1 pseudogene is annotated in these 233 nt (G+C 66.5%); it reads left to right on the top strand.

What is annotated here, in order from left to right:
* Positions 1–3: 3 nt before the first annotated feature.
* Positions 4–233, top strand: a pseudogene (gene ispH / locus AC0IWM_RS23985) (4-hydroxy-3-methylbut-2-enyl diphosphate reductase); the annotation flags it as partial.

Below are 233 nucleotides of genomic sequence, written 5' to 3'. Positions count from 1 at the left end.
AATCTGACGACTTCCCCCGCCCCCGGCGATGCGGTCAAGCCGCCCCTGGAGATCCTGCTCTGGGCCCCGCGCGGGTTCTGTGCCGGTGTCGTGCGGGCACTCGATGTAGTCGAGCGTGCCCTCGCCATCTACGGACCCCCGGTCTACGTTCGGCATGAGATCGTCCACAACCAGTACGTGGTCGAGAGCCTGAAGCGGAAGGGTGCCGTGTTCGTGCGCGAGCTCGACGAGGT

The organism is Methylobacterium sp. AC433, assembly GCF_979253015.1.
The sequence above is the reverse complement of the archived record's forward strand: the minus strand, read 5'-3'. Positions and strand labels throughout refer to the sequence as shown.